Origin of the sequence: Lysinibacillus sp. RC79 (assembly GCF_041262405.1) — a bacterium.
Lineage (GTDB): Bacteria > Bacillota > Bacilli > Bacillales_A > Planococcaceae > Lysinibacillus.
Window position 1 is genome coordinate 61930 of record NZ_JBGCCD010000029.1, and the last position, 8968, is coordinate 70897.

The following is an 8968-nucleotide window of genomic DNA, read 5'->3' on the forward strand; positions in this document are numbered from 1 at the left end:
TAAAATGAAAAAAATTATATTTGATGAGGATTGCTTTCATATAAGTTCGATAATAAGGTTCGGATGTTTCTACGAAATCACCGCAAATGATTTCTCTATGAAGGTGAATGTTTTGGTTTGGTGAGAAGGTTAGTAAATCACTTTTCTTTGCTACGCATTCGCCTTTATTAATTTAGAGCTTATGAACGCGTAGGAAGTTTTTACTTTCATACGCGTTTTTCTTTGAACATATGAAAAGTCCTTTAAAAATAGTAGAAGAGGTGGAAATATTGTCAGCAAGCCCTTTATTAGAGCAAGAAAAAATCGTCGTTCTTGATTTCGGTAGCCAATTTAACCAATTGATTACGCGTCGTATCCGTGAATTTGGTGTTTTCAGTGAGTTACATCCTCATACGATTACAGCAGAAGAAATTAAAGGTATGAACGCAACAGGTATTATTTTTTCAGGTGGTCCAAACTCAGTTTATGACGAAAATGCCTTCCATGTAGACCCAGCTATTTTCGAATTAGGCTTACCAATCCTAGGTATTTGCTATGGTATGCAATTAATGGCACATACGCAAGGCGGTAAAGTTGAAGGTGCTGAAACACGTGAATACGGTAAAGCAGAAATTAAAGTAACAGCTTCAAACAAGTTATTCGGTAACTTACCAACTGAACAAATCGTTTGGATGAGCCACGGTGACCATGTAACAGAAGTACCTGCTGGTTTTGAAGTAATCGCAACAAGTGCTGCTTGCCCTATCTCTGCAATGGCAAATGTAGAACGTCAACTATATGCAGTACAATTCCACCCAGAAGTACGTCACTCTGTATATGGTAACGACTTATTACGTCAATTCGTATTCGACATTTGTGGAGCAAAAGGCGATTGGTCAATGGCAAACTTCATTGAACTTGAAATCGCAAAAATCCGCGAATTAGTAGGCGACAAAAAAGTATTATGTGCACTTTCTGGCGGTGTAGACTCATCAGTTGTTGCTGTTCTAATTCATAAAGCAATTGGTGATCAACTAACTTGTATGTTCGTTGACCACAACTTAAACCGTAAAGGTGAAGTTGAACAAGTTATGAAAACATTCACTGAAGACTTTGACATGAATCTTATTAAAATTGATGCACGTCAACGTTTCATGGATAAACTTGCGGGCGTTTCTGATCCAGAGCAAAAACGTAAAATTATCGGTAACGAATTTATTTACGTATTCGATGAAGAAGCGTCTAAACTTGAAGGAATGGACTTCTTAGCACAAGGTACGCTGTACACAGATATCATTGAATCTGGAACAGCAACTGCACAAACTATTAAATCTCACCATAACGTTGGTGGTCTTCCAGAAGACATGCAATTCAAATTAATCGAGCCACTTAACACATTATTTAAAGACGAAGTGCGCGCGCTAGGATTAGAGCTTGGCCTTGACGAAAAAATCGTTTGGCGTCAACCATTCCCAGGCCCAGGTTTAGGTATCCGTGTACTTGGTGAAGTAACAGAAGAAAAACTAGAAATCGTACGCGAATCTGATTTCATCCTACGTGAGGAAATCGCAAAAGCTGGTCTTGATCGCGATATCTGGCAATACTTCACGGTATTACCTGACATCCGTTCAGTTGGCGTAATGGGCGATGCACGTACGTATGACTATGCAATCGGTATCCGTGCGGTAACATCTATCGACGGTATGACTTCTGACTGGGCACGCATTCCTTGGGATGTACTAGAGAAAATCTCTGTTCGCCTAGTAAACGAAGTTAAACACGTTAACCGCGTACTGTATGATATTACATCTAAGCCACCTGCAACTATTGAGTGGGAATAGGACTGTTCAGTAATATAAACTAAACAGGTTATAAACGCAGTCATATCAATGTCTAACGTAGTTTGTTAAGAACTAAATCAATGATTAACGTACAACTATTTATATTTCAAAAATTAAACTCTCTTTTAGTTATTTATAACAAATAACTAGAAGAGGTTTTTTGTTTTAGTTAAAATTAGCGACTTGATTGATGACTTTAAAATGAATCAGCAAATTTAAGGTCGTAAAGATAAGTATAATGAATACCAATTGGCTATGAATTATTTTTCTAAGTTTTTACTGATATATGCAAGTTTAGGCAGTACACTAATAAAGTAAAAAGGTTTACTTCAGTAAAATAAGGTATATTATATTTGTTGAATAGATTCTCTTTAAAGACAAGAAAAGTAGGTGAACAAAGTGGGGAAATATCAATTGGATACCAAAGGTAAGGTAGCTGTGACAAAGTATCATGAAAAACACAAGCCTGCCAAATTTGATAAAAAGCAGCAACTTGAAAAAATACGTGCGGAGTATTTGAAAAAGAAGCAAAAACAAACAGATAAATAATATGAATGAAAACATAGGAAGACTAAAATCTCCCTATGTTTTTTCTTATTCGAAGTTCTTTTTTTCAATTGATGATAGAGTTTATTATTCTCCTAAATTTCAGATTCGGTGACAAAAAACTCGTCATCGTGCTTGAAGGAGCCCTTTTAACGGGAACAGTTGGAATATTTGCAGTAGGGTTATCGATGATTTCCACATACTGTTTGCTTCAAAGTTTAAATGCTACAACATTTCCGTCAATGCCCTTACTACAGGGAGGTATAATTGTTCTTTCATAGGTATGGCGGCAGTTTTATTTCCTGCTCTGTGGGCAACGAGGCAAGATCTAATGAAGGGATTACGCTAGAAAGTATAGCTTTTAAATACTTTTTATAACAGTTGTATCTAAATTCAAGAAAAGTAAGAAAGATGGAGGATGACTATACCTCCGCTTTCTTGGACTTGATGATTCCATCAGCAACACTTTCCATAATAATAAGGTCTCAATCTGTTAAACTATCAAGCTGTTTTCTAATTTTCTTCTTCTAGTACTTTTCACTCCATCAGAGGAGGTAGAAAAAACTCATCAACAGATTCATTTAACAATGATACAAGGTCATAAAGCACCTGTTTGGTGTTACCTGCAAACTTGGAGTGGGAATAATCCCCTTATTTGATTTCAAAAAAGCTAGTCTGAATTTTTTCAGAAGCTTTTAATTTCCTTTTTCAGCATTAAAAATAAGAAAAGTACACCAATTTCTACGATTAGCGAGACAAAAATAACATTTAAATGGAAGAAAATTATACTTATCAAAATAGCTATACAAATAAATATTGAACTATATCGATAATTTTTTGATTGATAAAAGAATGAATATGGTAACAAATGTGCACCGTAAATAATTGCATATACAGGTAAGACCCACATAGGTGCTTTAAGTAATAGAAGAATACAAATAATTAAATATAAAATTTGATTGTTTGTTGCAATCAATAGTCCATTAATCAATGGATTTTCTTTATAAAATAAATCAACATTTAATATTTTGGCACAAAGAATTGAAACAGGAAACAACAATGCACCACAAGATAAAATACCAATATTTTTTATCATTAAATCTAAAGGCAGCAACGCGATTATTGTGATAACTCCCCAAATAAATATTGAGGCCATTATAAAAGGAAGCCCCTTCTTTTGTTTCTGAGCAATATCGTTTAATAGTACTTGTAAGCTAGTATTGAGGTTCATTTCAGTCTCCTTAATTTTCAAGCGATCTATTCAAACTATCCGCTATTTTTTTATTTTCATATTTTGAGAAAAAATAAAATCCGATGATATGACCAATCAACGTTATCACTAAAATTAGCAATAAATAAGGTTTGATAATTGCAAATACATTCAGTGAAAAAAGATATACACTTCCTATGCAACAGAAAAAATTCAAAAAAGTACTAATAGTAATTTTAGATGTTACTTTTAATGTTGAGTAGTTCCACAAATATGGATAAGCTATACCAAAAACAATCCCCATCAGAACACTGATACCAATTAAATTCCAAATATAGAGAAAGTTGACTGCTTCTTCGTGAAGATTAAAAATAGTAATTAAGAAAACAATCCAAATCAACCCCAAAAATGAAACGTACAAAAAGCTATTTTTTAAGTCTTTTATCATATCAATTTCTCCTTAATAGATTTTGCATAATGTCTACTGACAATATACTTCTTTTGTTGTTTTGTAATAACTTCCAATCTAGCATGACTTCCCGAAGCAAATGAGCGTATTTGATTCAAATTCAAAATCATCGAATTGTTGATTCTAACCAATCCGAATGATTCCAAGTAAGATAATTCTTTTAAAATCTTATTCAGCAATAGCTCTGTACCATCTATTAAAAAGATTTTGGTAAAATGACCAGATGCTTCAATTGCTTCAATGTCATTGAGTTCAATCATAACCTGACGATTTGTTTTGAAATCTGTTGCGCTTAATGTTATAGATTGAAAAAAATGCTGTTCAATTGTCGAAAGTAATTCTTTATTCGATGGATTACTGATAATCTCAATTTCAGAAGATGATTGATTGTTTTTCCAAATATAGTTGAATTTCATGTTGATCTCCTTTCTGTTTTAATCGTAGCAACACTTCTCAGAACTTACGATGATTTTTCGTTTTGTTGCAAAAAAAATAGACTTTGTTACAACATTGATTTAGTAAATTTAAAGCTACAGTTTTCACACCATCAAAAAACTTAAAGATTTTCAATTGGTGTTTAGCTTCTATCAGCGGGTGTGTGTACACCCGCTGATAGAAGTTAAAATGACTGTATGTTTTTATGGAATTAGGAGTAGAGAAAGTAGAGGTGTTAATCTGCAATATATTACAGTTCTTGAAATTCTTTCTTTAAGGATAATACTTTCGAAGCGTTAGGTATAGTAAACTAATGAATATAAATAGGACTCTATGTCGTTGTTTAGTTTAGGGGGGACCGAAATGGAAAAAAATATAGCGATGATTCACACACTTGCTATTGGTATGCCGAAAGAATTGCATTATAGTAATGGGCGCTCAATGATTACAGGAATTGAAAAACGAAAAGTACAAGAAGTATATTTGTCCGCTCGTGGATTCGAGGGAGACGATGTAGCAGATAAAAAACATCATGGTGGTCCTGACCGTGCCGTTTGTTTATATCCTGCGGAGCATTACATACAATGGGAACAGGAACTTGGTAAACCGTTGCCAACAGCAGCATTCGGTGAAAACTTAACAGTAACGAATATGTTGGAAGCGGATATTTGTATTGGCGATATTTATAAAATAGGTGATGCTGTCATTCAAGTTACCCAAGGACGTGTACCTTGTAGTACGATTGATAAATATGCTGAGGCGAACATATTACTCAAACGTTTAATTGAAACAGGTTATACGGGCTTCCTTGCTCGTGTACTGGAAGAAGGGACAATCTGTGCAGATTCAAAAATTGAATTAGTGGAAAAGCATCCTGAACGTATTTCAGTTTTACATTGCAACGAAGTGTATTTTAAAAACAAAGACGCACTTGCGATGAAACGTATACAATCAGTTGATGCATTAGCGGAAGATTGGAAACAAAAATTAGAAAAAAGAATTCAGCTCTTGCAAAGTAAAGTGATGAATTAAACATATGTCGATCAAGGGAGCTCTCCCTGTAATCGCTGTAATCAATTATGCCTCGGCATAATTGCGTCCGGAATCGGCTTTGTGTTTAGGCCTGCACGAGGGCCGACACAATGTCGGTCATTTCGGTAATGCCACAGGACGTGGCGTTTTTACCGATGCAGGTCAGTTAGCCGTTATCGCATGGATGCGATGATTTTAGGCTAACATCCTTTAAGAACTCCTTTCCGATTTCCGTGACATCCGCCGGAGGCTTTAGGCCAACACGAAGTTGGTCACTCAGTCGTGTGTTGTTGCTGCCGCTTCGCTTTCGCACAGATAAAACCCTATTGCTGTCGCTTCGCTTTCGCACAGATAAATTGCCACAGGACGTGGCGTTCTTAGACTAAGTTCCTTTATTTCAGCGGATGTTTGTACACCTGCTGAAAAGTAACTTAAACCCGGATTCATCTCACCACCTATAGAGGTGGGAGACTTCTGTAGCTGACGTTTAGCTTTCGCTACAGAAAATAATTGCTGAAAGAAGTTAAAATCCTCTAGAATTCGAATGGATCCTAGGGGGGGTTTTTTATTTTATAACTAACAATAAAACGTTCAGTCCTGACCTATTTATGCAACGATTTCTTAAAATGTGAACATTAAATAAGGATTTTACACGAACTTTCGTATAACATTTATGAAAAATGTTCGGAAATAGGCTTGAAATCTAAAAAATGAAATGATATATTACGATTGTAAATTAAATATGTCGTCGTATAATGTCGGGGATAAGGCCCGTGAGTTTCTACCAAGTTACCGTAAATAACTTGACTACGATTTTAGTTATATATACCAATGTATAGACACTAATTAATTTCACACAATAACCGGTGATGAAATGTATCGTAGACATGCGACTAGTAGAGTAGTCAGCGTGTTTTTTTGTTTTCGATATTGAAGACGACCATACGGAGGATTTCTTTAAAATGAAAAAGTATTTCATGTTTGATGAATTAGGAACTAATTATCGCCGCGAAATAATAGGTGGTATTACTACATTCCTTGCTATGGCTTACATTTTAGCTGTTAACCCTGGTATGTTAGAAAATGCAGGAATGGATAAAGGTGCTGTATTCGTAGCTACAGCATTAGCAGCTGCAGTCGGTTCTCTGATTATGGGTATATTCGCTAAATTCCCAATTTCCCTTGCTCCTGGTATGGGCTTAAACGCATTCTTTGCCTTCACTGTAGTTGGAGCGTACGGTATTCCATGGCAGACTGGTTTAACAGGCGTTTTCTTCTCAGGTGTTATCTTTATCATTCTTTCGTTAACAGGTATTCGTGAAACAGTAATTAATGCAATTCCAGTACAACTTAAATATGCAGTTTCAGCAGGTATTGGTTTATTTATAACATTTGTTGGTTTACAAGGAGCGGGCATTATAACAGATAGCCCAGCTACATTGGTGACTTTAGGAACATTCACTGGTGCAACTTTACTAGCTGTATTCGGGATTGTCCTTTCAATTATTCTTATTATTAAACTTCGTAGTATTGGTATTTTCTTAGGGATGGTTATAACAGCAATTGTTGGTATGATTACAGGTGTCATTGCGCCTCCTACAGCATTTGTTTCAGCAATTCCGAGTGTAGATTCTACATTTATGGTAGCTTTAGATCCAATTCGTCATGACTTTGGTTCTTTATTAAACGTTAAATTTTTAGTAGTTGTCTTAACATTCTTGTTTGTAGATTTCTTCGATACAGCAGGTACTTTAATGGCAGTTGCGACACAAGCAGGATTAGTAAAAGATAATAAATTACCACGTGCAAGCCGTGCATTGATGGCTGATGCTCTTGCAACAACAATTGGTTCTTTATTTGGGACATCAACAACTACAGCGTATGTAGAGTCAACTTCAGGTGTAGCAGCAGGTGCTCGTTCAGGTTTCTCTGCTGTAGTAACTGCAATACTATTCCTAGTAGCATTATTCTTCTCACCGTTACTTGCTGTGGTAACTCCAGCGGTAACAGCACCAGCTCTAGTTATTGTAGGTGTTCTGATGGTATCTTCATTACGTTTAATTGATTGGGATAAATTCGAAATTGCTGTACCAGCTTTCTTTACAGTAATAATGATGCCTCTTGGTTACTCAATCGCTACTGGTATTGCAATAGGTTTTGTATTCTATCCAATAACAATGCTTTTAGCGGGTCGTAAAAAAGAAATTCACCCTATGATGTACGGATTATTCTTTGTCTTCCTTGCATACTTTATCTGGGTACGCTAATTATAAATACACAAATCGAAATATAAAAAGCACCTGCAATTGTTAGAAAACGAAACTAACAATTGCAGGTGCTTTTCTTATTGGAGAAATTAAATGCTAACAAAAATAATAAAACTCTTAAAGGTAAGAAAGCTTCATTAACTTCTGCCGGAGAAAAGGGAAGCAATTAATGTGAAGGACAGGGGAATTTGAAATACTCGATTAAAGTGCCATTCATACTTGAGACGCTTTTCAATGGAAGCATTTAAGTGTTATACGGTGAAGTTGATTTATATATTATAGAAGAAACTCCTTATTAATTAATTAGAATAGTTTTATTTTAATAATTCACTTGCAAACTTAATATTAAGGTGATATATTTATAAACGTTGTTACGAAATAAACAACAACTTAAAAAATACTAACATGAATGGTTGACATAGAGTTAACAACATGTTAAAGTATAGAAAGTCACTTAAATGAATGTGACGAACTAATGAACCTTGAAAACTGAACAAGCAAAACGTAATCAATAAAGTTTTTAGTAGCTAACCTTGAGTTGGTGAACGAAACAAAATTTTGGACATCAAACATGATGCCAGCAAAACAATTTGAGCTAATCAAATTTCTTTTTATGGAGAGTTTGATCCTGGCTCAGGACGAACGCTGGCGGCGTGCCTAATACATGCAAGTCGAGCGAACAGAGAAGGAGCTTGCTCCTTTGACGTTAGCGGCGGACGGGTGAGTAACACGTGGGCAACCTACCTTATAGTTTGGGATAACTCCGGGAAACCGGGGCTAATACCGAATAATCTATTTCGCTTCATGGCGAAGTACTGAAAGACGGTTTCGGCTGTCGCTATAAGATGGGCCCGCGGCGCATTAGCTAGTTGGTGAGGTAACGGCTCACCAAGGCAACGATGCGTAGCCGACCTGAGAGGGTGATCGGCCACACTGGGACTGAGACACGGCCCAGACTCCTACGGGAGGCAGCAGTAGGGAATCTTCCACAATGGGCGAAAGCCTGATGGAGCAACGCCGCGTGAGTGAAGAAGGTTTTCGGATCGTAAAACTCTGTTGTAAGGGAAGAACAAGTACAGTAGTAACTGGCTGTACCTTGACGGTACCTTATTAGAAAGCCACGGCTAACTACGTGCCAGCAGCCGCGGTAATACGTAGGTGGCAAGCGTTGTCCGGAATTATTGGGCGT

The 8968-nt window shown here is 36.2% G+C and carries 8 protein-coding genes, 1 rRNA gene and 2 riboswitches; of the genes, 5 read left to right on the plus strand and 4 right to left on the minus strand.

Annotated features, from left to right (window positions below):
• Window positions 1-16: 16 nt before the first annotated feature.
• Window positions 17-118: riboswitch (purine riboswitch) on the plus strand.
• Between the two features lie 151 nt (window positions 119-269).
• On the plus strand, window positions 270-1820 hold the full coding sequence (guaA, locus tag ABH968_RS21400; RefSeq protein ID WP_370047260.1) for a glutamine-hydrolyzing GMP synthase: 1551 nt from the start codon (window positions 270-272) through the stop codon (window positions 1818-1820).
• A gap of 399 nt (window positions 1821-2219) precedes the next feature.
• Complete coding sequence (locus ABH968_RS21405) at window positions 2220-2369, plus strand: hypothetical protein (protein ID WP_370047262.1); 150 nt, start codon at window positions 2220-2222, stop codon at window positions 2367-2369.
• A gap of 682 nt (window positions 2370-3051) precedes the next feature.
• On the opposite strand, the gene ABH968_RS21420 is transcribed toward ABH968_RS21405, so the two are convergent.
• The 3 genes from ABH968_RS21420 to ABH968_RS21430 are packed head-to-tail and all read right to left on the minus strand — an operon-like array spanning window position 3052 to window position 4461.
• On the minus strand, window positions 3052-3597 hold the full coding sequence (locus tag ABH968_RS21420; RefSeq protein WP_370047263.1) for a DUF7010 family protein: 546 nt from the start codon (window positions 3595-3597) through the stop codon (window positions 3052-3054).
• A gap of 10 nt (window positions 3598-3607) precedes the next feature.
• Complete coding sequence (locus ABH968_RS21425) at window positions 3608-4024, minus strand: hypothetical protein (RefSeq protein ID WP_370047264.1); 417 nt, start codon at window positions 4022-4024, stop codon at window positions 3608-3610.
• Window positions 4021-4461, minus strand: coding sequence for a LytTR family DNA-binding domain-containing protein (locus tag ABH968_RS21430; RefSeq protein WP_370047266.1), 441 nt, complete (start codon window positions 4459-4461; stop codon window positions 4021-4023). Before ABH968_RS21430 ends, ABH968_RS21425 begins: the two co-directional genes overlap by 4 nt.
• A gap of 382 nt (window positions 4462-4843) precedes the next feature.
• Between ABH968_RS21430 and ABH968_RS21435 the strand changes: the two genes are divergently transcribed.
• Window positions 4844-5512, plus strand: a complete 669-nt coding sequence (locus ABH968_RS21435) for an MOSC domain-containing protein (RefSeq protein WP_370047268.1) — start codon at window positions 4844-4846, stop codon at window positions 5510-5512.
• 276 nt (window positions 5513-5788) lie between these two features.
• Here the strand turns inward: ABH968_RS21435 and ABH968_RS21440 are convergent, their stop codons facing one another.
• On the minus strand, window positions 5789-5959 hold the full coding sequence (locus tag ABH968_RS21440) for a hypothetical protein (RefSeq protein ID WP_370047269.1): 171 nt from the start codon (window positions 5957-5959) through the stop codon (window positions 5789-5791).
• Window positions 5960-6240: 281 nt separating this feature from the next.
• Window positions 6241-6342: riboswitch (purine riboswitch) on the plus strand.
• A 132-nt stretch (window positions 6343-6474) separates the two neighbouring features.
• On the opposite strand from ABH968_RS21440, the gene ABH968_RS21445 reads away from it, so the two are divergent.
• Window positions 6475-7779 (plus strand): NCS2 family permease, encoded by a 1305-nt coding sequence (locus ABH968_RS21445; RefSeq protein WP_370047271.1) that lies wholly within the window; start codon window positions 6475-6477, stop codon window positions 7777-7779.
• A 610-nt stretch (window positions 7780-8389) separates the two neighbouring features.
• Window positions 8390-8968, plus strand: a 16S ribosomal RNA gene (locus ABH968_RS21450); the annotation flags it as partial.